A 22,263-nucleotide genomic window follows, 5' to 3' on the forward strand; every position below is an offset into this window, starting at 1 on the left:
AAAATGATACCAAGCGGCGCGGTAAAAACGCCACCAATTGAGGCTAAAGCCGTGTTCTCAAACGGCAATAATACACAGAGCAAATAAAATACAATTCGTTTAATATTCATGTCGAACTTTACAGGCTTTAGTTAGCATTGGCTTTAAGATTGCGGAGGGAAAAAAACTAAGTATTTTGAAAACTAATGTAGCAAAATACCTTATGGAAAAACTACTTTTCAAATTTACCTGCAAGTAGGTTTTCCTTGCCAATGTTTCATCAATTACGCGAGAGCTATTGCATTTATTAGATATAAGTTTAAACAAGTAATTAAGATACATCGTTGCTACAAAATAGTTTTTATACTTAGTCGTATTGTCAGATACAGGTATATTCTTAATTACGTCGAATGCTTCAAAATGATTAAGCACCTTTTCGGTAGCCACTACATTAGTGACCGAGCCTTTGTGAATGAGGTAATTGTAATACCTACGTTGGTCAATATGCACCCACTCGGCATTGTTTATACATTCAACCATAAACAGTACATCTTCAGATAGTGCGAGTTTCTGGTTGAAAAAAATACCTTTACCCAGCAAAAATTCCCGTTTACAAAGAATACTACAAATATGACTAAATATTTCTTTGTTAAAATAATTTTTAAGCGCATTCGAACCAGAATAAATGCCTGGTGCACATTTGTGAGTTTGGTAGAGTGTTTTATTATTTATACGATCTATTATTCTGGAATCAAATATTAACAGCTCTGCATTCTGGCTTTCTCTGGTCGCCGATTCCCACATTCCGATAACATCAGAGTCATAAAAATCATCAGAATCCAAAAAGGCTATATACTCGCCTTTCGCAGCCTTTATTCCATTGTTACGAGCTCCAGACACTCCGGTATTCGTTTGCCTTATTAAATTAACCCCCTCTATTGCTTCTACCGTAATAGGTTTGACAGAACCATCGTCAATGATAAGGAGTTCAACTACTGTGCCTAGGCAGCCCATAGATACAAACGTATTTACTATTTGGCTGATGCCAGTTTGATTGTTAAATACAGGAATAATGATTGAATATTTAATGCTATTCATAACTTAACGTACTCGACCAAAGCTTGTTTATGTTTTCTTTCTCAGTTTCTCGTGCAAATTTAATCGCATTTTCAGACAGGCTTAGGTAAGTCTCTTTGCTTTCAGCAATCGTTCTAATTGCATTTACGAACAAATCAACATTATAAGGGGGAACTATATAGCCGTTCTCATCCTTTTTTATAACCCATTGCAGCGCATCGAAGGTATCGTAAGCAATGGTAGGCAAACCTTGACTTCTCGCTTCAATGAGCGTTTGGCCAAACCCTTCGTAATGGGAAGTCATCACAAATATATTGTGTTTTCGTAACACACTTTGAACGTCGGAAGTTGGGCCGTAAAAAGTGACATTAGAGAAGCCTTCTATCAATTGCTCTAACTGCGCTATCTCGTCTTTTGGCCCATCTCCGAAAATAGAAAGCGTATAGTCGGCAGGAAGATTACGCATTATTTCAATAAGCCCGGTGAAATTTTTCTGGTGTTCGTGAATTCTCGCAATCGTGATAAGTGCCTTCCCTGGTGTAGCGACACATTCTGCAGTAGGTAATTTACATCCTCTTGGTATCACAACAACCTCTTTAAACCACCCTCCATAACATTCATTTACAACTTGTTTATCTATTTCAGTATAGACAGTAAACACATCAACATATTTAGCTAGCATACGCATTACAAATGTTTCAAGGCCAGAGAAATAAACGTCTAGTCTATTCGTTTGCACTAAAACAATCTTACTTGCCGACCTTACATGATGGGGCATATAAAGAAGATCATTTGGGTGGAAAATAACGACAGTATTCGCTTTTTGATTGGTGACAACTTCGCCAATCATATTTCGCTGTTTAAACTTAGTAAAAATTTTATGGACAATAGCAGGGCTACCATTGCTTCCATAACTTACGTACTTCACCTTTGAGTTTTCAGAGAAATTTTCTAAAGATGGTGTATGTTGAAAAAGCTCAATGATAGTTTGTCCATCAAAACTTGTTTGAATTTCACGAATAAGTGTTTCTACACCACCGATAGTTGTGGATTTCATGGGGTTAATTGTAACCAATGCCATGTACAAAGTCCCTTTAACTCTAGCGTACCTCCCCCCCACTGCGTGCAGAGGCGAGTACTTATGATCTATTGAATATGTATCGAGAGTGCAACTTTTAAACACGTTGCTTGAGTTGTTGTACTGCTACTTTTTACTGTATACCGTCTCGTCGACGACTTAAATAGAATTTTTTATTATTTGGTCATTTCGCATACTAACGTGTTTTTTCAATACTCATTTGTACGTTTAGGGTTTAACGTCAATAAAAAGATATGCTTTCTTGGTCATAATATTATTATTTTATGGTACATTTTTAATTAATAGGCGAAATGCAAAGATTCTAATTTTGGTTCATCTCTTCCTTTACTCTAAAGCGAATTGCTCTCAGCGCCCCCATTTAGCAGGTAAATCTATAGCGTACGGATTTAGTTGCTTAATTATTGTGGCGTGCCTGCTTCCTAATGCGCTAGCCTCACTAAAAAGCATTTTCACTCAAGAGGTTTACACGCGTATTTCCGAACGCTATGGAAATACGGCATCACGAGAGATATCTGAATGGAATAAACTACTCGTAGACTTACAGGCTGATGACCTTGATGAGAAGCTATACAGTGTTAATCGTTTTTTCAATCGATTTGATTTTGTCAGCGATATCGAGCATTGGAAAGTGTCTGATTATTGGGCTACGCCCATTGAGTTTATTGCAACGGGTGCGGGAGATTGCGAAGATTATGCGATAGCGAAGTACTTTTCGTTAATTGAACTAGGCATTCCAGAGTCGAAACTTCGACTTATGTACGTTACAGCATTAAGATTAAAACAACCTCATATGGTACTAGCATATTATGATACTCCAACCTCAGTTCCACTGGTGTTAGACAATATAAATAAGCGTATACTCCCAGCAAATAAACGCCGGGATTTAGCGCCAATTTATAGTTTCAACGGTGAAGGGTTGTGGGCTGCTAAAGCAATGGGTAATGGCAGAAAACTTAGGGGCGGTGGTTCCATGAAAATGTGGGACGATATGATTGCCAGACTAGATGAAGTGATTGAAGGGAAATAAATAAAACCATGAAACTCTCGAATCAGCTTAGTATAAGCCTTCTTATATTTTTGCTTGCCGTATTTATCGGGTCATTCTTGATAAACGTGAAACTTACTCGCGAATATGTGAATGAGCAGCTTGCAACACATGCACAGGATACTGCGACTTCACTGGGTTTATCTATTAGTCCATACGTTTCTGAAGATGGAGGCCTCCCCATTGCAGAAACTATGATCAATGCAATATTTGATAGCGGCTATTACCAAACTATTTTGCTTACAGATTTAGACGGAAAGCCCGTTATTGTGAGAGAAAACCCAAACAAGATTGATACGGTACCAACCTGGTTTACTAATGTAGTAGAAGTCACTCCACCGACTAAAGAAACAAACTTGACTGACGGATGGAACATGTCTGGTTACTTAGCTGTAAAAAGCCACCCTGGATTAGCAAATGAAAAGCTTTGGGAAAGTATCACACAAAGCGCGATTATGTTCTCTGCCGCCTTTGTAGTCGCGTATATTGTGTTGTTTTTTATAATACGCGCTATTACTAAACCCCTTAGTATCGTTATCAGTAAAATAACCGATATTCAGCAGCTTGAATTTTCTCAAATAGAGTACAAGCCATTCACAAAAGAGCTTTCTTTTATTGTCGCGGCTGTGAATAAGCTTTCTCACTCTGTTGAATCTATGTTTAAAGAACTATCGCAAAAAGCCGAGCAATTTAAAGCGATAGCTTTTGAAGACTACGTTACAGGCTTATTAAATAGAAATGCGTTTAAACGTCATTTGAATGCACTGTTAAGTTCTTCCGCAACGGGTGAAAATGGCTATTTAATCGTTATACGCTTAGCGCAATTAGCGCATATCAATAACATGAAGGGCGCATCAGAGGGCGATGAATATCTCAAACGCGCAGCTAATGTTCTTCGAAAATTGGTAACTCGGTACGACGACAAAGCAAATTGTTTTAGAGTTTCAGGAGCTGATTTTGCAATTTGTATGGAAGGGATCCCACAAGCTGAATGTGCCCAACGCGTAGAGGAATTAACTCAACAACTAACGGCTGTTGATATGCTTAAAGATGGGAGTAAGGTTGTATGGGTAGGCGGCACAGAGTTTTCAAATGGAGAAATATTCTCTGATGTTATGGAAAAGGCTGATAGCGCCCTGCTAGCCGCAACAAAACTAGACAGGTGCTGGCAATTAGCATCAAAGCTTTCCTATATTCAAAGTAATACGGAATGGCGCGCTCGCTTAAATGGCATTATTGCCCACCAGAATGCCGATATTTTTATTCAGCCTATTTTAAACATGACGGATAACGAGGCTATTTATTGCGAAGCATTTGCTCGATTTAAAGACTTATCCAATGATGCGTATATCCCTATGTCGCAGCTTATTCCTGCATCTGAAAGACTAAACCTTATTCCACAAGTTGACACACTTGTAACGACATTAATTGTGAGAAAACTCCATACTAGTGATTTAACTATTGCAGTGAATTTATCTGCCGCCTCCGTATGCGATGACGAATTTGTTAAATGGCTAAAAGACTATCTTGCAGACAACAAAATTGTTAGTTCAAGGCTAGTCTTTGAAATCGAAGATGATGCGCTTATTCACAATAAGCGTGCTGTCATTGATTTTGCTAAAATAGTTCGCAGTGTTGGCGCTAAGATAACAATTGAACACTTTGGGGCTAACTTGGCATCTTTAACAGGCTTAAGAGCCATACATCCCGACTTTGTTAAAATTTCAGGAAACTTAACTAAAGAAATTAATGAAAGCAGCGACAATCAATTATTTATCAGCAGCTTAGTGAGCATAGCTACGAGTTTACAAATTGGTGTTATAAGTGAACTGGTTGAAAGCGAAGACGAATCCAACACGCTAACGAGTTTGAAAGTGACTAATCAGCAAGGATATTTTCACGCTCGCCCTGAAATTTGGAAATAATGGCCAAATTACCTAAACTATTTTTGGTTAATACGTATACAATATTAAGTGTATGGGATATTATTACGGTTATATAAAGCAATAACTTCTGAGGATGCTTTTATGAATAAATTTCGCGCTCTACTTTTTCTCGTTTTTTCAATATCACTGGTTAATGTTGCCAGCGCTCAAGACATCGTTGAGCCTGGAGAACAAATTAAAACTATTATCGTAGATAATACTAACGACGATTCAGCAAACGACGCTGTTGTGCAACAGGTTGTTGCTGCATTGCTGTCAGGTGATGTTTCAGGTTTATCTGAAGAGGCCATCGCTTACCTAGAAGCTAACGAAGATCTTCTTGTACAGCTTCTAGCGCTGATTGATGCCAACACAACTGGTTTTGACTTAGCAGCTGCAGGTATGGCGCTTTATCCTGATAACGCTGAGAGTGTGGCTATTATCGCAATGATGCTATTCCCAAGTAATAGACAAGAAGTTTATAACTTAGCATTACAAACCGGCGCTTTCACATCAGCTGAAAATGCTCAAATTGCCCTTGTGTCTGCGGGTGTTGATGTTTCAGGTCTATCTGAAACTGCTGCAGGCGGCGATGCACTTACAGCGGCGGCAGATTTACCAACTGGAACAGACGATACTACACCTGGCGCAGGTGGTGACACTATTTCAGCAAACTAAGACTACGCTCGGCAATAATCTAAATAACAAATGCCTAAAATGACAAGATATTCAAAGGTCGAAAAATCAGTTTTCGGCCTTTTTCTTTTATTGATGCTTTGGCTTCCAATTCCTCTTGGGTCTAACCGTCCATGGGCATGGGCAATACTAGAGTTAACCACTTTTACACTTTTAATCGCTTTGGTGATATTTTACTCTGCCGCTGTTTTTAAAAGCATCAGAGAAAACAGGCTTGTTTTCATTCTAGCGTTATTGTTTATTGTAGCCCAAGCTATTACTATTTTCCCTCTACCCTACCAATTGGTGGAAACATTACGGCCTGACAGGGTACTCGGTGTTGAGCAGTCTGTATTACCTTTCCTATCGATGAGTTTTGATGTAGCACAAAGTAAAATAGCACTGCTAAAAACGGTGGCTTATTTTTGTTTATTTTTGCTAACCCTCAGTTTAGTCACATCAACCAAGAGAATTAAATTACTTCTACTTACTCTCAGCCTTGCAGGTATTGTACAAGCTACCTATGGTGCCTTTGAGGTTTTGCTACATACAGAGGAAAGCTTAATTTTTAAGTATAATGTGAGCAATATTGCTACTGGCAGCTTTGTCTATAAAAACCATTATGCCAATTATTTAGTGCTTACGCTCAGTGCCGCGCTGGGCTACCTAATTGCTAGCAGTAAGTTTAAGCAAGGGAGCAACTCTAAGCGAGAAATTCTCAAGTACTGGTTAGATTTCATACTTAGTAAAAAAGCGTTGGTGCGTATAGGCATAGTTATAATGGTCATTGCACTCATCATGTCACGCTCCCGCATGGGAAATAGTGCATTTTTTGTAGCTATGACCATAACTTCATTGCTAGGCTTGCTGCTATTCAAACGAAAAAGCAGATCGTATGTATACCTCTTTATTAGCTTGTTAGTTATAGACATACTTGTTGTAAGTAGCATATTCGGGTTGTCCGAAGTTAAGCAAAGAATTGAACAGACGAGTATGGAAAAAGAAACCCGCGATGAAGTAATAGATGACACTTTACCTATTTTAAGCCAATTTATGTTTATAGGTAGCGGTGGCGGCACCTTTTATACCCTATACCCCAAAGTTCAGAATGAAAAAATTCAGCACTTTTACGACCATGCTCACAATGAATACCTTCAGTTTGCAATGGAATTTGGCTGGCTAGCAAGCGGTATTTTGATGATATTAGCTTTAATATGCTTTGCAACTTCTATAAACGCTTTACGCAAGAGAGAACGGCAAGCATACCTGGGAGCAGCATTCACATGTACTATGGCATTTATTGGAATGGTGATGCACAGCAGCGTTGACTTTCCGTTACAAGCGCCGGCTAATGCTGCAACCTTCATGGTTATTTTAGGCATTGGCTTAAAAAGCAGGAAGGTTTATTAATATTTGATTTTAATTTTTAAATAAATGTAATAAGTTAGTTAATAATTTTAAAGGCGTTTGGAAATTGCAATGACTGTTACAGGGAAAGATTTAAATGTAGGTATAGTGCACGATTGGTTACCGACATTGGGAGGCGCAGAAAAAGTTGTACAACAGTTAACCGATTTGTATCCCAACAGTGAAATATACACCCTATTTAACTTCCTCGATGAAAAAGACAACAACTTCATTGGCTCCCAAAAAATAAACGTCAGCCCGCTTAACAAGCTCCCATTTGTAGAGAAATACTACAGAAACTTACTCCTTCAATGCACTCGACAAATAGAACAATTTGATGTTTCACGACACGATGTGGTTATCAGCTCATCAGCAGCGTTAGCGAAGGGCGTTATTACCAGCGTAGATCAGCCGCATATATGTTATATGCATAGCCCCGCCAGATATGCATGGGACTTAAGTCACGAATACATCAACGACATTCAAGGCGTTCTAGCCCCAATAAAGAGAATGATAGCCAAAGAACTTATTTATCGCTATCGATTTTGGGATATGAGAAGTGTTAATACTATTGACGCCATAATCTCAAATTCTAACTTTATAAAGAAACGTATTGAAAAGGTGTATAAGCGAAGTTCCCACGTCATCTATCCACCAGTTGATATTGAAAAGTACGCATTAAATACACGTACTAGGGATGAGTATTATGTAACAGCCTCTAGATTAGTTGCTTACAAGAAAATAGACCTTATTGTAAAAGCATTCTCATTGAACAAGGCGAGGAAGTTAGTTGTAATTGGTGATGGTCCCGAACTAGCAAACATAAAAGCTCTCGCGACTCCTAATGTAGAATTCGTTGGCTACCAAGAGCAAGACAGTATGGTGCAACTTATTCAAAACGCAAAAGCTTTTGTTTTTGCTGCTTTTGAAGATTTTGGCATTGTACCAGTAGAAGCTCAGGCATGCGGCACACCGGTAATTTGTTTCAGTAAAGGTGGCACATCCGAGACAGTTATCGATGTAAATGACAGTATAACGCCTACGGGAGTCTATTTTCATGAGCAACATGAGAGACATATTGAAAACGCAATTACTCAATTTGAAAGTCAAATTGATAAATTTTCCGAAATAGCATGTAGACACAATGCAGAGAGATTCTCTCAAAAGCGATTTAGAAGTGAAATTTCAAGCTTTGTGAATAATATGATGAATCGAAATACGTAAACCGCTTTTCGCTATCTACAATCTTTAATCTTCGACCGTATACGAGACGGCTCACCTTCTAACAATCTACAGGCAAAGTCCTGCAACTGAAACATATTGATTGAATGCAGTATGTCGCGCTCACTCAAAGGGTTTCTCAACCCTAGCGCGAGGTGCTTTGGCAATTGCTTGTACACCAATACATACCCTGAAGATCTTGCCCTGTAATGTGCCAATCCAAACTTTACTATAAATTTGTGAACAGAAGCTTGCTGCGGGCCTGTGATTATCGCTTTCTCAAGATACTGCTTAAACTCTTCATCTAATTCCCCCAACTTCCATTTAACAGAGGCTAGGTTTATCCACGTCGGAGCCCACAAGGGTCTGTATGCCAAGCTAGTTTGATAATTTTGCATAGCTTCTTGCAATAGCAATACACTATTTTGTTTATCAACAATTGCTTTCCATTCAAATACTTGGCCCCTTGATTGGTAATACAATGGATTATCTGGCATTAGTGCAACTGCGCTATTAATACGCTCTAAGTTTTCATCAACATCTTTTAGTCGCAGTAACTCTGGATTTTCTCTCCAAAAATCAAGGCTGTTTTTTACATTATAATAGTGAAGTTGGGCAATCCCGAACACGAAAGCGTAATAAATCGAGCAAAGCAATACTGCAATAAAGCTTAATGTAAAAACTCTTCTCATTATTTATCACTATTTACTGCTGAAATAATGAGAGAGGGTGTGGTCACAAAGATCTTTTTCGCAAACTCAGCGTCTGTGTTAGAAACGAACTGAAATGCCTCTCTCATATCATTGGGTCGCTTAGTAAGATTATGCGTATCAGACGCGACGATGTGAACCTTTTTCGTTTCAACTAAGCTACGAGCAAAACCCTGAACTTTTTCACCGAACCTACCTGTAAGCGATCCTGCGGTGATTTGAAAAAGAGCATGAGTATTTCTTAGCCGCTCGAACTTTAAAGGCTCAGCAAGAAGTTCTCTGTTTCTTTCAGGGTGGGCTATAACGGACAAGATATTTTTAGAAAGTAACCATTTAATAAGCATTTCCACCCCCACCGGCACGTGACTATGGGGCATTTCTAATAGCAATACTTTTTTAGAGTTTAGAGTGCCTAAAAAAGGAATAGCATTGTTTGCTACCCACTCTGGAATTTGCTCAGAAACTCTCACTTCTGCACCATACGACAGCGATAAGGGTATTTTATCCTTAACCAGTGCGTGTTGTAACTCGTGAAAAACTGGTTTGATAGTTTTTAAACTGTTATCAAAATAGCCCGAATGTATATGAGGTGTGCATATCATATGGGTAATGCCATTTTCCACGGCTTGTTTAGCCATCTCTAATGACATCGATAGAGAGCGAGAACCGTCATCAATGCCCGGTAAAATATGACTGTGTATATCGATCAAGGTTACAAAAGCCTACTATGCGTTTTCACTAGTATAGCCGTATTGATCGTAAAAACCGGCATATTTATAAGATACATCAGATTTTCGTAAATCAACTTGATTAAGTACAACACCATCAACTCTGTGACCAACTTGGATCAGGCGAGATAAGCCATTATTAATTAGCTTGTCACTCGTAGCGTTTGCTCTTACAACATAGACTATAGAGTCTGTTCGTTCAGCCACTATCATTGAATCACTAACCGCCTGCGTGGGTGCAGTATCAATCACCACATAGTCATATTTTTCTTTTAGCTTGGTGACCAATTCAGTAAACCCCCTACTTGCCAGTAATTCCTGAGGGTTTGATGGTACAGTTCCAGCGGTAATAACATCTACACCCGATTCTTCATCATGATTTAGACACTCATCAATACTATGGGTTTGCATTATCAAATTTGCCACACCGGGTTGATAAGAGGGTATACCAAATTGCTTGCCAATACTGGGGCGCCTCAAATCCGCATCTATAAGAATAGTTTTCTTTAATTGTCCGAACGCAAAAGCTAAATTAATGGAAACCGTCGTTTTGCCCTCTTTGGGCACACTTGAGGTTACCATAACAACCTGTTTTTCTTTATCAATATTCAGTAAAGACAAACTGGTTCTAAGTGTTCTCAACGCCTCAGCAAATTGATGCTTAGATGAGTCAAAGTAAGACCTAACGGGTAAATCAGTTTTCTTTTTATGGGGCATCCATGGAATAAGCCCCAACATACGTTGCCCTAGCTTTTTCTCAACATCTTCTACAGACGTTATACCGCTATTCAACGTTTCCATAAGAATGGCAACGAATACCCCAAAACCGATGCTAAATACGAAAGCAGCAGCAATAAGCAGCTTTTTATTTGGTTTAGAAGGCACACTTGGTGCAATAGCCTTATCCAAAATTCTTGCATTTGCAGTTTCGAAGCCACCTAATTCGTCAGTCTCTTTCAAACGCGTAAAAAATGAATCGTACAGTTGTTGGTTAATATCCACTTCTCTTTGTAGGGCTAAACGTTGGTTTTCTAACGTTGAAAGTTTGCGGTAGTTCGATTTCGCTTCTTCGACCTGCGCTTGTAATAATTCTACTCGTTCTTTCGACAACAAATACTGTTTATTAATACTAGACACCAAGTCTCGCGTTTGCAGGGCTAAAGTTTCTCTAATAGAGCTTAATTCAGCATTTGCTGCAATCATGTTGGGATGTTTTGGCCCATAGACCTTACTTAATTCAGACACCCTTGTCATGGCTTTCGCTTCGTCTCGTCTCACATTTTGAATAGTGGGATGATTTAAAACCTCGGGTAAACTGGCTATGCCTTCAATGGAATTATTGGTTTGGGTCTGTCTGTAAATAGTCTCATTAAGTTTTAGCGCATTTTGCGCGTCAAGCAACTGCTGCCCTAACCCCTCAAGTTCGTCTGCAGCTAACCCAACGACACCATCCAGATTAACCACTTGATTTTTCTCAAAAAATTCTGCCAGCTTCTTCTCAGAAAACACCAATTTCTGCTTCAAGCCTTCTAAACTATCCGTTAAGAATGAGGTGGCTTTAGATGTCATTTCTAGCTTAGCTAACAGATAATTATCAATATATTCTTCCGCCAACGCATTCGCGATGGTAGCCGCCAACTTTGGTTTGTCCGAATTAACTGTCACTACCATTACTTGAGTTTTACTTACAAGAGACAGCTCGACAGAGCGCATGAGTTTACTCGTTGCTATACGGAGGTCTATCGCTTCTTGCTGTTCTTCCGTTCTTTCCACTTCTATTTTTTGAGGCATAAAAGGCAGAACTTCAGCTAGTGTTTCTTTTAAAGACGTCATTAACGGTTTGTCATCTTCACTTGGCATAAAATCAGCGTTTTTGTGGAGATTTAATTTCTTAACCGTTCTTTCAGCTATTTGACGTGAACGCAGAATTTCAAACTGTGTTTGCATGTAATCTTTTCTATTGCTATCGAAACCATAGACTTCTTCGATAGAAACAAGATTGGTATTTTCTGAATCAACCAAAATAGTAGCTGATGATGAGTAAATAGGCGTCATCCTAAATACAAGAAGTGCAACAAGTACTGTAAAAGTAATTGCTAAAAACACGATACGTAAGGTGTGACGTTTTACAATTTTGAAGTAGTGGGCAACGTCTATTGTGTCCATATCCGTTGTTTTTTGCCCTGCATCATCCATATTATTTACTGCCATTTTCAATCTCGCGCTCTTAAAAGAATCGTTGCTTTATGGTAATAATATCCCCAGGCTGGATCATATCAGAGACCCTAACATTCAATTCTTCCGCTACACCATCTAGTTCACGTACAATTATGACATTATCTTTTGAAGCTCTGTCGGTATAACCACCCGCTAAGGCTGCAGCCTTATTAACAGAGAGGCCAGGTTGATAAGGGTAGCCACCTGGGCGTTTAACCTCTCCGTCAATAAAGAAGGGCCTGTATTCTAAAAACGTGACTAATACTGAAGGATCAACAAGATAGTCACCTTTAAGGCCATTATATATTAGTGCCTCAACTTCGGCGGTGGTTAAACCTACTATCTTAATTTCTCCCAGAAAAGGGTAATTAATAGTCCCCACATCTGGAAGCCTAATTTCCATGGACAAATCTTTTTGACCAAACACCGTAATGCTTATTTTATCCCCAGAGCCCAATTGATATTGACTCATTCCTAAGTTACCTACTTGGGCTAACGCCTTACTACAGCAACAAATTAAAACAAAATAAAACAGCGATTTTGTTAATAGCTTCACAAAGTAACCTCAAATGAAACGCCAATGTTATTTCTATCGTAACCTAGGGTATCTCGGTTACTCGATAACTCTGAATACTCGTAGAAGAACGAAACACTCAACCATCTTCTTGCCTGATATGAAGCTGACATTGTATAGATGGTAAAATCATCCTCACGTTCAGTGATGGTATCGTCATTTAAAATATAGGTGTTGTCTATAGTGGTAACGCCCACATTAGTTGATAAGTAATCGTACCAATCGTGATTCCACGAAACACCGTAGTCTCTACTTCTAATTAAATCGCCTTCGCCGTTTGTTTCTCTTGTATCTGCACTGGTTGACAAGGTAATTGTGGTGTACTCAATTGGTTGCCAGTCTACCCCTACTTCCCAATCGGTGCCGTAAAAGTTATCTCGTTCCGTAGTTTCAAAGTCTTTTTCCTGATAACCCAACTTCGCGAAGCCCGTTGTAGCAGCGGTACTCTCCCACGTGGCACCTAGTAGAACCCTTGTAACATCACTGTTTCTGATAGTATCGGACTCAGGTTGATAATCGTATCGAACAAACGACTTTGCAACATCGACAACAATATTTGTAGATGGTGAGATACTGTAACTAAATTCTGCACCAAGTTTATTGATAAACCGATCTCGAATTAAGTAGGCCTCTTCTTCCTTGTCGTAGTCAAGAGTGTTACGAGATGCGGAAAATGTTAGCAGCCCTGCGGATGTTACACTGCCATAGATATAATCGGCATTAATAACTGTACTTTTGTAAGTATCAGGTGACGTAATATCTTCCCCACTGCCGATAGACAGTCCTGTACCTCTATCCTCGTGGCCATCTTCGTATAGCGCACTTACATCAATAGCGTGTCGACTATTTAACTCAAATTCACCATTGGCTGACAAAAAATGATCTGTGTAATCATCGTCGGTACTCGTGAGGTACTCGCCTCGCTCAATTCTATAACCCAAATTTATGGGGTTACTATTCACTTGCGTACCTAAGACTATTCTTGGAGAAAATGTAGCTTTCCAACTGTTAATGTTTTCATCATCATCAGTTGTACGCGTAATGTTGTCTATATAGCTAAGAGAAGAGTCAAACGTAGGAATGATATCAAAACTACCGGCTTGAATACGTCCTGCGTCCTGTGCTTGGGTGGCTGCGGTGGCAAAAATTGCCATCATGGCAGCTAACTTATTAATCCTTACAATCATATTTGCTCCTAATAATTAATATCGGCTTTAATGAACTAAAACCGTGCAATATTAACTACCATTGCACCATTAAGCGTTTCAACGTGGTTAAAATAAAGGTTTTTTCGAGAAAACGGAAGCCAACATAGCTATGCTAAATACATGCCACTGTCTACTACTCTAATTATGAAACATTGCAACTTTATTGCAAGGTTCTTCGTATACTGCACAGAGCATGAATACCGTTACGATAGTGTCACATATTGTTGATAAGCTTGGAATACTAAAAATAAAAATACTTTCAACAGAAACCGATTGTGGAATCAGTTTTGCTTATACTTTAGTGTACCCACAGCCATAATTATGAAAGTTTATTACCTTTTTTGCGATAAATACGATCACATTTAGCCCCAATAGCTAAATAACCACGTTAGCGACACTATTCAGATTCACAAAAGGGAGCAGTCTACATTGAATCAGGAGCACCATGTTCAGCGTAGTAAGAACGGAGCCATTATTGTAAAAAGCCAAAATGGGTTTTCTACGCTATATCGCCTTGTTGATATTTCTATTATCACGTTCTTGTTTTTAGTGGTTACAGGCTTTTCTCACACGTCGGTTACTACGGAAAATCTTTTACTTGTATGTACTTACATTATTATGTTCCAGCTTTCCGCCGAAGGTATGGAGCTTTACCGTTCGTGGCGCGGTTTTAGAACCCCAGAATTATTAAGGGCAGCAGCAATCACCTGGCTGTTAAGCTTATTAGGTACTTTTGCCTTGGGTTTTCTTTTTTCGCCGAAGGTCAATTTAGCGCCGGTGCTTATTTTAGGTTGGTTAGCGTTATGTTTTTTCTCGCTACTTATTTGGCGTTTTGTTATGCGGAAGTTTTTGTTCCGTTTAAGAAAGCGAGGGCTTAACTCTAGACGTTCTATTGTTATAGGTGCGACTCAGCTTGGCTATAATGTCGCACATCAGATACAGGAAAACAGTCATTTAGGTATTACCTTTAACGGTCTGTTTGATGACAGGAGCGAAGATAGACTAGCGCATGAATTCAAAAATCAAGTTTTAGGCACAATTGAAGATGCCATAGAGATGGCAAAGCGGAACGAGGTTGATTATCTCTATATTGCCTTGCCAATGAGTGCTGAGAGCAGAATACGGCACATTCTAGATAAATGCAGTGACACTACTGCCAATGTTTATATTATCCCTAACTTCTTCATGTACAACTTGTTAAATGCGCGCTGGCAATCTGTAGGCTCTGTTCAGGCACTCAGTGTTTACGACACACCCTTTCAGGGTGCTAGTAACGTATTGAAACGTACCGAAGATATTATTTTGAGTTCGTTTTTCCTTACTATGCTGGCTTTGCCCATGCTAGGTATTGCTGCCGCAGTAAAATTAACCTCTAAAGGGCCTGTTATTTTTAAGCAAAAGCGCTACGGGTTAGACGGTAAGCAAATCACGGTATACAAGTTTAGGTCTATGACCACGCAAGATAATGGGCCGGTCGTTAAGCAAGCCACAAAAAATGATAGCCGCTTAACCAAAATTGGGGGTTTCTTGCGCCGTTCTTCCTTAGACGAGCTTCCCCAGTTCATTAATGTACTGCAAGGGCGTATGTCTATTGTAGGCCCACGCCCTCACGCGGTTGCACATAATGAAGAATACAGAAAGCTCATTACCGGCTATATGCTTCGCCACAAAGTGAAACCTGGCATTACCGGCTGGGCACAAGTCAACGGTTTACGGGGCGAAACAGAAACCGTCAATAAGATGGTTCAGCGTGTAGAGTACGATTTAGATTACATTCACCGCTGGTCAGTGTGGTTCGATATTAAGATTATCTTTATGACGGTGTTCGGTGGCTTGGCTAATAAGAACGCTTACTAGAATATGTGATTACTTAATGCTGGCATAAGTACCTTCTGTTTATGTCAGCATTAAAGATAAGACACACAGAAACGAAAAAAGGCGAGCATCCTGCTCGCCTTTTTCCGAAAGAACTTAAACTTAATTAGTTAATAATTAAGCTAATGCGCCTTTAGCCGCTTCGACTAATGCGCTGAAAGCTGCTTTGTCATGTACTGCGATGTCGGCAAGGATCTTACGATCGATTTCAACAGACGCTTTCTTCAAACCGTTAATGAAACGGCTGTATGACATACCATTTTGACGTGCCGCAGCGTTGATACGTGCAATCCAAAGTTGACGGAATTGACGTTTACGTTGACGACGGTCACGGTAAGCATATTGACCAGCTTTAGTTACGGCTTGTACCGCTACGCGATAAACACGTGAACGAGCACCGTAATAACCTTTTGCCTGCTTGAGGACTTTTTTGTGACGAGCACGTGCGATAGTGCCGCGTTTTACTCTAGCCATTTATCAGTCTCCTAAGTCTTAAACGTAAGGCAGCATGCGCTGAACTAATTTAGTATCAGAGTCATGAACCAATTTTTTGCCACGTAGGTGACGTTTACGCTTAGTGCTCTTCTTAGTCAGAATGTGACGTAAGTGAGACTGTTTGCTTTTAAAGCGGCCAGAACCCGTTTTCTTGAAACGTTTGGCGGCACCGCTTACAGTTTTCATTTTAGGCATTGCTAAAACTCCGCATTGTTAAGTATCGACATATTTTGCGTGCAGTCGCGTTAATGTCGGTTAATGTTTAGCAGCAAGGTGTTTCAGGTTGCAGATTCCTGAAAACTTTAGACCGTTACTACTTCTTATTTGGGGCTAGCACCATGATCATCTGGCGGCCTTCCACACGACGTGGGAAAGACTCGCAGGTAGCGATATCTTCTAAATCGCCTTTAACGCGATTAAGGAGATCGATACCGATGTCTTGGTGCGCCATTTCACGTCCGCGGAAACGGATTGTGACTTTGGCTTTATCACCACCTTCAAGAAAGCGACGCAGGTTGCGCAGTTTGACCTGGTAATCGCCTTCATCAGTGCCAGGGCGAAATTTAATCTCCTTGACCTGAATTTGCTTCTGTTTTTTCTTCTGCTCTTTTTGAGCTTTACTTTTTTCGAAGAGGAATTTGCCATAGTCCATAACTTTACAGACTGGCGGCTCGGCATTCGGACTGATTTCTACTAGATCTAGGCTCGCTTCTTCAGCGGTACGCGTTGCTTCTGCAAGCGAAACCACACCAACCTGTTCACCGTCTTTGCCAATTAATCTTACTTCTCTGGCTTTAATCTCATCGTTTATGCGGGCTTTGTCGCCCTGAGCCTTGTTGTTAGCGCCTTTAATGTGCTATTCCTCCAAACATTTAATTCTTCTGTCTGCTTCCGGGTGGTTCGTATGAACCTGAAACTAAAAACCAAAAGCAGACACCATCTGTGCATTATACACAAAAATTGCTCAACTACTTAATGGTCTTTTCCATTACTTCTTGTTGAGCCATGGCAATAAAGTCTTCTAAGCGCATTTTGCCTAGGTCGTCGCCGCGACGAGAGCGTACTGCTACTTCGCCCGCTTCCATTTCTTTATCGCCTACCACCAGCATGTACGGAACACGCTTTAAGGTGTGCTCGCGGATTTTAAAGCCAATCTTCTCATTTCTCAAGTCAGACTTTGCTCTAAATCCACTTTCTTGCAGTTTTTTTACGCAATTAGCGGCGTAATCTGCTTGTTTGTCAGTAATATTCATTACCATAACCTGCTGCGGTGCTAACCACAGTGGGTAAAAACCAGCAAATTCTTCGGTTAAAATACCAATGAAACGCTCAAGTGACCCTAAGATTGCTCGGTGAATCATAACCGGTACTTTGCGCTCGCCATCTTCTGCTACATAGGTAGAACCTAAACGACCCGGCATTGAGAAATCAAGCTGAACCGTACCGCACTGCCATGCACGATCTAAACAGTCGTGTAACGTAAACTCAATTTTAGGGCCGTAAAATGCGCCTTCGCCTGGCTGATAATCAAATTCGATATCGTTGGCTTTAAGGGCATCGGCTAACGCGGCTTCTGATTTATCCCAAATTTCATCTGCACCTACACGCTTTTCAGGGCGCGTAGACAGCTTCACTTTGATATTTTCAAAACCAAAAGCGGCGTAAGTTTCGTACACCATCTTAATACAGCCGCTTACCTCTTCTAGGATCTGTTCTTCTGTACAGAAAATGTGAGCATCGTCTTGTGTAAAGCCGCGAACGCGCATTAAACCGTGCAGCGCACCTGAAGGTTCGTTACGGTGACAACAGCCAAATTCAGCCATACGAAGGGGTAAATCGCGGTACGATTTTAAGCCTTGATTGAAAATTTGCACGTGACCCGGGCAGTTCATGGGCTTAACCGCATATTCACGCTTTTCAGATTCTGTGGTGAACATGTTTTCTGCGTATTTGTCCCAGTGGCCTGACTTTTCCCAAAGTGAACGGTCCATCATTAATGGGCCTTTCACTTCGTCGTAACCATATTCGCGCAGCTTTTTACGTACAAAGCTTTCAAGCTCGGTGTAAATAGACCAGCCGTCGTTATGCCAGAACACCATACCCGGCGCTTCTTCCTGCCAATGGAACAGGTTTAATGCCTTACCAATTTTTCGGTGATCACGTTTTTCAGCTTCTTCTAGGCGCTGAAGGTAAGACTTAAGCTGCTTTTTATCAGCCCAAGCGGTACCGTAAATACGTTGCAACATTTTATTGTCGCTATCACCGCGCCAGTATGCGCCCGCCACTTTCATTAATTTGAAGTGGTGGCAGAATTTCATATTAGGCACGTGAGGGCCACGACACATATCTGTGTATTCTTCGTGATGATAAAGTGCTGGGCGGTCATCCTGACTGATGTTTTCATCTAGGATTTCCATTTTGTAGCTTTCGCCGCGCGCTTCAAACGCATCGCGAGCTTCTTGCCAGCTTACTTTGTTTTTAACCACTTGGTAGTTGGTTTTGGCCAGTTCAAGCATACGCTTTTCTAGCTTGGCTAAATCTTCCTGGGTGAGGCTCTCCTCCATATCAACGTCATAGTAAAAACCATTGTCGATAACAGGGCCTATCGCCATTTTGGTATTTGGCCAAAGTTGCTTAATGGCGTGCCCCAATAAGTGGGCACAGCTGTGGCGAAGTATTTCTAAGCCTTCGTCATCTTTAGCAGTAATGATTTGAAGCTGCGCATCGCTATCAATCATATCAACGGCATCGACAAGCTCGCCGTTAACTTTTCCTGCAATGGTTGCTTTGGCTAAACCAGGGCCAATATCGTTTGCAACGTCTAGTACAGAAACAGAATTATCGAAAGCGCGTTGGCTTCCATCAGGAAGGGTAATTACTGGCATTTGAATTCCTTTACAGTGGTGACGCCTACTCTGCGCCACTTGCGTATTTTAAATAAAATGCGTGCGTTATGCGCACGTCAACGGTTTTAGCTAGCCGTTCTAGTGCGGCTACGCATACAAAAAGCTGTTGCGGATTATAACGGCTCATAGGTCAACTGCAATGGGCAAAACAGGAATTTCGAAAAGGAGGCAGTCACTATTGGTGAATTTTGGGGTTTTCTATCATTTTCATCCATACTTATCAGTGAATTAACCCTTTGGGGCAGCTATACGTATGTGGCATTTTATTAGCGAACATATCTCTCAGGCTACTGGGCAGTTATTTATTTGTGAGCATGCGCGTGTGGCGCAAGGGGGAGATAGCCACGCTTGCTATATTATTCATGACCACCAGCATCGCTTTTTCGTTAAAACCCGCCCATATGATGACACCCAGCAGCTTAGCCACGAAGCTGAAGGGCTTACCGAATTAAGTGGTACTCAATGTGTACTTACGCCCTCGGTTATCTGCCATGGCGTAACACGGGACGAATCGCCTGAAATGGAATATCTCGTATTAAGTTATGTGAAATTTATCACGCCTTCCCAAGACGCTTATCAACGACTTGGTGAACAGTTAGCCAGCCTGCATTTATACAATGGATTTTCAAGCTATGGCTGGCCCCACGACAATTACATTGGGCTTAGCATACAGCGCAACGGAAGAAAGAGTGATTGGGCCGCGTTTTTTGCTGAATGCCGTATCGGCAGTATGTTAGAGCGCTTAGCAGAGCAAGGGCATTACATCGTTAATATCGATAATTTTGTTGATGACACCAAGCAGTATTTTTCTCATCACCAACCTCACCCTTCACTGCTGCACGGCGACTTATGGCACGGTAACGTGGGGTTTTGTCATAGAGGCCCTGTGGTTTTCGACCCTGCTATTTATGTAGGCGACAGCGAGTCAGATTTAGCCGTGGCTGAGTTATTTGGCGGTTTCCCCGCCGACTTCTTTCACGCCTACGCTGAGGTAAAACCCATTAGTCGTCATTATGCTGAAAGAAAACTTTTTTATCAGCTGTACCATATTCTTAATCACGGGTTATTATTTGGCGGGCATTATTTAGCCCAAGCTAAAGATTTCATTAACACGATTCGCTCGTAGTACGTACTGAATAATTCTAACGTGAATGAAGCATTGCTATTGATTGGAGTTTTCTTTTTATGCCCCGTAACGCCTCCTCTCCTGTTGCCTTAGTGACAGGCGCTGCCAAACGATTAGGCTTAGCCATGGCCACCCACTTACATCAACAAGGCTACAATATTATTGTTCACTTCGGCGGCTCGAAAGAAGATGCGCTTACCCAGGTGGCTACGTTTAATGCCCTGCGCAGTAACAGTGCAGTGGCCTTGGAGGCAAACCTTTGCGACATACAGCAAGTAGAAGCACTGGCTGAGCAAAGTTTAGCAAAATGGGGGCGTATTGATGTGTTAATTAATAATGCATCTAGTTTCTACCCTACCCCACTTGGAAACATTGGTGTGCAAGATTGGACCTCGTTAGTGGGTAGCAATGTGCAAGGGCCGCTATTTTTATCTCAAGCGTTACATGCAGCCTTGAAAGCTCAGTGTGGCTGCATTGTTAATATGGTTGACATGCATATTGATCGCCCGTTACCCCACCATAGCGTATACAGTTTAGCAAAGGGCGCGTTAGCCACGTTAACTAAGTCACTCGCCTTAGACATGGCGCCTGACGTTCGTGTGAATGCGATTGCGCCTGGGGCAATATTACTTCCCGAACGCGCATTAACGGAGCACGAAAAACAACAGATGTTGGCAAGCATCCCATTGGGGGAGCTAGGTCGCAGTGAAGACATTGCACAAACAATGGCGTTTTTAGTGAATTCACCCTACATAACAGGTCAAATTGTGTACGTGGATGGGGGCAGAAGCTTGCATACTGGTGCGAGTGCTTAATTGTGGCTTATAACAGGTGGCAGGCCGCAATGATAATCACTCACGTTCATCGCAAACTTAAGGGTGTGCCTATAGTGGGGAGTTCATGGGTTCCTGCAACAATAGTGAGCTTACTGCTTTGCGCAGTATTAGGCTGTTCAGGGCAATCTCAGCTTGAGTCGGCGGTAAATGAATATCGAGCTCGCTTAAATCGGGTGTTAGGTATTTCTATTCCGGCTGCTAAATGGGATGATTCGCTTACGTTTGCCCTTGCCTATCCTACTGCCTCTGCACTTAACGTGAACATAGTTCCTATGAACATCAACCTTAGAGACTTTTACGCCATTCAAGATTGTGAATTAGGCCGAATTGTCGCCGAGCGTAACACGGCATTAGGAAAAACTCAGCTGCCATCGCAGCGTTTTATCTATGAACAAAAATTACTGACGGTATTGGCCAAATGTGCCGCAATAAGCGCCGAGGGTAATCAAAAGCTGTCGACACAAATTGAACGCTGGCTAGAGCAAAAGCAGGCTCAGTGGCCAAAAGTTTGGGCACAGCTTATTCAAAATAGTACTGAAATGAAGCAAGGCCTTAGCTTGGCTAGCGCCCCTTTAAATACCCGTGATGGAAACGAAGGTGTTAGCGCGGTTAATGCACTGTTTTACCTTGATCATTTACGCCAAACTCAGCATGCCACCACCCCATTAGACAGCACGGAACTTGAAGCTCAACTTCAAATGATTGGTTCGGTACGTCTACCGGCAAAAATATGGCTAACCCAACGTATATTAGCCACCGAGTTACACCAATTAACTGAGCAACTAAAGCACCCCCTTGCGCATGTCAGTTGCCCTAACGGTAACGCCAGCGACAAGGCTAAAATATTACGAAATGTCTTTTATCTGTTCTTTATTGAAGAGATTCAGCCCATTGGCAGTAAGGTAAATCAATTTCACTATCAGCTTAATCCACTATGGCAAAGTTGGAGCCAATCAAGGGCGCTTTCACCTGCGTTTAAAGCCTTTATTGAAGGTAACGCAGAGCACGGATTTCAACAATATCAACAGTCAATGAAGGCGCATGTCACTATGTGGCAAACCTTTCTTTCTCGTTGCAACCTTGCGCCTGTGGCTGGTTGACGTTGCCGAACAGCCTAGAACCGGGCCCTACACCGCTTTCCAACGGCGAGTTAATGCCTA

Annotated in this window: 20 protein-coding genes; 9 read left to right on the forward strand and 11 right to left on the reverse strand. The window is 41.1% G+C overall.

Annotation, left to right across the window (positions count from 1 at the left end):
• Nucleotides 1–99 precede the first annotated feature (99 nt).
• Both IUA53_RS11390 and IUA53_RS11395 read right to left on the reverse strand, forming a co-directional pair.
• Nucleotides 100–1,077: a glycosyltransferase gene (locus tag IUA53_RS11390; protein WP_196897125.1), complete on the reverse strand. Its 978-nt coding sequence runs from the start codon at nt 1,075–1,077 to the stop codon at nt 100–102.
• Complete coding sequence (locus IUA53_RS11395) at nt 1,070–2,137, reverse strand: glycosyltransferase (RefSeq protein WP_044447045.1); 1,068 nt, start codon at nt 2,135–2,137, stop codon at nt 1,070–1,072. The genes IUA53_RS11390 and IUA53_RS11395 overlap by 8 nt, the downstream gene beginning before the upstream one ends.
• A 415-nt stretch (nt 2,138–2,552) precedes the next feature.
• Between IUA53_RS11395 and IUA53_RS11400 the strand changes: the two genes are divergently transcribed.
• From IUA53_RS11400 to IUA53_RS11420, 5 genes are all read left to right on the forward strand, one after another.
• The gene (locus IUA53_RS11400) at nt 2,553–3,182 is read left to right on the forward strand and encodes a transglutaminase-like cysteine peptidase (RefSeq protein WP_231401320.1); all 630 of its coding nucleotides are present in this window, start codon (nt 2,553–2,555) and stop codon (nt 3,180–3,182) included.
• 8 nt (nt 3,183–3,190) lie between these two features.
• Nucleotides 3,191–5,125: a bifunctional diguanylate cyclase/phosphodiesterase gene (locus IUA53_RS11405; protein WP_196897126.1), complete on the forward strand. Its 1,935-nt coding sequence runs from the start codon at nt 3,191–3,193 to the stop codon at nt 5,123–5,125.
• Nucleotides 5,126–5,227: 102 nt separating this feature from the next.
• Nucleotides 5,228–5,803 carry a hypothetical protein gene (locus IUA53_RS11410; RefSeq protein ID WP_044056816.1) on the forward strand — a complete coding sequence of 192 codons (576 nt, stop codon included), beginning with the start codon at nt 5,228–5,230 and terminating at the stop codon, nt 5,801–5,803.
• A gap of 39 nt (nt 5,804–5,842) precedes the next feature.
• Nucleotides 5,843–7,210 carry an O-antigen ligase family protein gene (locus tag IUA53_RS11415; protein ID WP_196897127.1) on the forward strand — a complete coding sequence of 456 codons (1,368 nt, stop codon included), beginning with the start codon at nt 5,843–5,845 and terminating at the stop codon, nt 7,208–7,210.
• A 69-nt stretch (nt 7,211–7,279) separates the two neighbouring features.
• The gene (locus IUA53_RS11420; RefSeq protein ID WP_196897128.1) at nt 7,280–8,431 is read left to right on the forward strand and encodes a glycosyltransferase; all 1,152 of its coding nucleotides are present in this window, start codon (nt 7,280–7,282) and stop codon (nt 8,429–8,431) included.
• Between the two features lie 11 nt (nt 8,432–8,442).
• On the opposite strand, the gene IUA53_RS11425 is transcribed toward IUA53_RS11420, so the two are convergent.
• The 5 genes from IUA53_RS11425 to IUA53_RS11445 form a co-directional block, all read right to left on the reverse strand.
• Entirely contained in the window at nt 8,443–9,120 is a 678-nt protein-coding gene (locus IUA53_RS11425) for a VpsP family polysaccharide biosynthesis protein (RefSeq protein WP_052364325.1), read from the reverse strand.
• On the reverse strand, nt 9,120–9,848 hold the full coding sequence (locus IUA53_RS11430) for a tyrosine-protein phosphatase (protein ID WP_196897129.1): 729 nt from the start codon (nt 9,846–9,848) through the stop codon (nt 9,120–9,122). The genes IUA53_RS11425 and IUA53_RS11430 overlap by 1 nt, the downstream gene beginning before the upstream one ends.
• 15 nt (nt 9,849–9,863) lie before the next feature.
• Complete coding sequence (locus IUA53_RS11435) at nt 9,864–12,077, reverse strand: GumC family protein (RefSeq protein WP_196897130.1); 2,214 nt, start codon at nt 12,075–12,077, stop codon at nt 9,864–9,866.
• Nucleotides 12,078–12,093: 16 nt separating this feature from the next.
• A complete protein-coding gene (locus IUA53_RS11440) occupies nt 12,094–12,555 on the reverse strand; it encodes a polysaccharide biosynthesis/export family protein (protein ID WP_196897131.1) in 462 nt (153 codons plus the stop codon).
• 80 nt (nt 12,556–12,635) lie between these two features.
• On the reverse strand, nt 12,636–13,844 hold the full coding sequence (locus IUA53_RS11445) for an outer membrane beta-barrel protein (protein ID WP_196897132.1): 1,209 nt from the start codon (nt 13,842–13,844) through the stop codon (nt 12,636–12,638).
• A 450-nt stretch (nt 13,845–14,294) separates the two neighbouring features.
• Between IUA53_RS11445 and IUA53_RS11450 the strand changes: the two genes are divergently transcribed.
• On the forward strand, nt 14,295–15,722 hold the full coding sequence (locus IUA53_RS11450) for an undecaprenyl-phosphate glucose phosphotransferase (RefSeq protein WP_231401139.1): 1,428 nt from the start codon (nt 14,295–14,297) through the stop codon (nt 15,720–15,722).
• 135 nt (nt 15,723–15,857) lie between these two features.
• Here IUA53_RS11450 and rplT read toward each other — a convergent pair whose 3' ends face one another.
• The 4 genes from rplT to thrS form a co-directional block, all read right to left on the reverse strand.
• Nucleotides 15,858–16,214, reverse strand: coding sequence for a 50S ribosomal protein L20 (rplT, locus tag IUA53_RS11455; protein ID WP_012518092.1), 357 nt, complete (start codon nt 16,212–16,214; stop codon nt 15,858–15,860).
• Nucleotides 16,215–16,232: 18 nt separating this feature from the next.
• A complete protein-coding gene (gene rpmI / locus IUA53_RS11460) occupies nt 16,233–16,430 on the reverse strand; it encodes a 50S ribosomal protein L35 (RefSeq protein WP_044056810.1) in 198 nt (65 codons plus the stop codon).
• A gap of 118 nt (nt 16,431–16,548) precedes the next feature.
• Nucleotides 16,549–17,088: a translation initiation factor IF-3 gene (gene infC, locus IUA53_RS11465; protein ID WP_081869472.1), complete on the reverse strand. Its 540-nt coding sequence runs from the start codon at nt 17,086–17,088 to the stop codon at nt 16,549–16,551.
• 115 nt (nt 17,089–17,203) lie between these two features.
• Nucleotides 17,204–19,120: a threonine--tRNA ligase gene (thrS, locus tag IUA53_RS11470; protein WP_044056808.1), complete on the reverse strand. Its 1,917-nt coding sequence runs from the start codon at nt 19,118–19,120 to the stop codon at nt 17,204–17,206.
• Nucleotides 19,121–19,394: 274 nt separating this feature from the next.
• Here thrS and IUA53_RS11475 point away from each other — a divergent pair, with 274 nt between their 5' ends.
• The 3 genes from IUA53_RS11475 to IUA53_RS11485 are packed head-to-tail and all read left to right on the forward strand — an operon-like array spanning nt 19,395 to nt 22,203.
• Nucleotides 19,395–20,267, forward strand: a complete 873-nt coding sequence (locus IUA53_RS11475) for a fructosamine kinase family protein (protein ID WP_044447028.1) — start codon at nt 19,395–19,397, stop codon at nt 20,265–20,267.
• A gap of 59 nt (nt 20,268–20,326) precedes the next feature.
• Complete coding sequence (locus tag IUA53_RS11480; RefSeq protein ID WP_044447026.1) at nt 20,327–21,082, forward strand: pteridine reductase; 756 nt, start codon at nt 20,327–20,329, stop codon at nt 21,080–21,082.
• A gap of 29 nt (nt 21,083–21,111) precedes the next feature.
• Nucleotides 21,112–22,203: a DUF3080 family protein gene (locus IUA53_RS11485; RefSeq protein WP_196897133.1), complete on the forward strand. Its 1,092-nt coding sequence runs from the start codon at nt 21,112–21,114 to the stop codon at nt 22,201–22,203.
• Nucleotides 22,204–22,263 lie beyond the last annotated feature (60 nt).

The organism is Alteromonas sp. B31-7 (assembly GCF_015767655.1).
Taxonomy (GTDB): domain Bacteria; phylum Pseudomonadota; class Gammaproteobacteria; order Enterobacterales; family Alteromonadaceae; genus Alteromonas; species Alteromonas australica.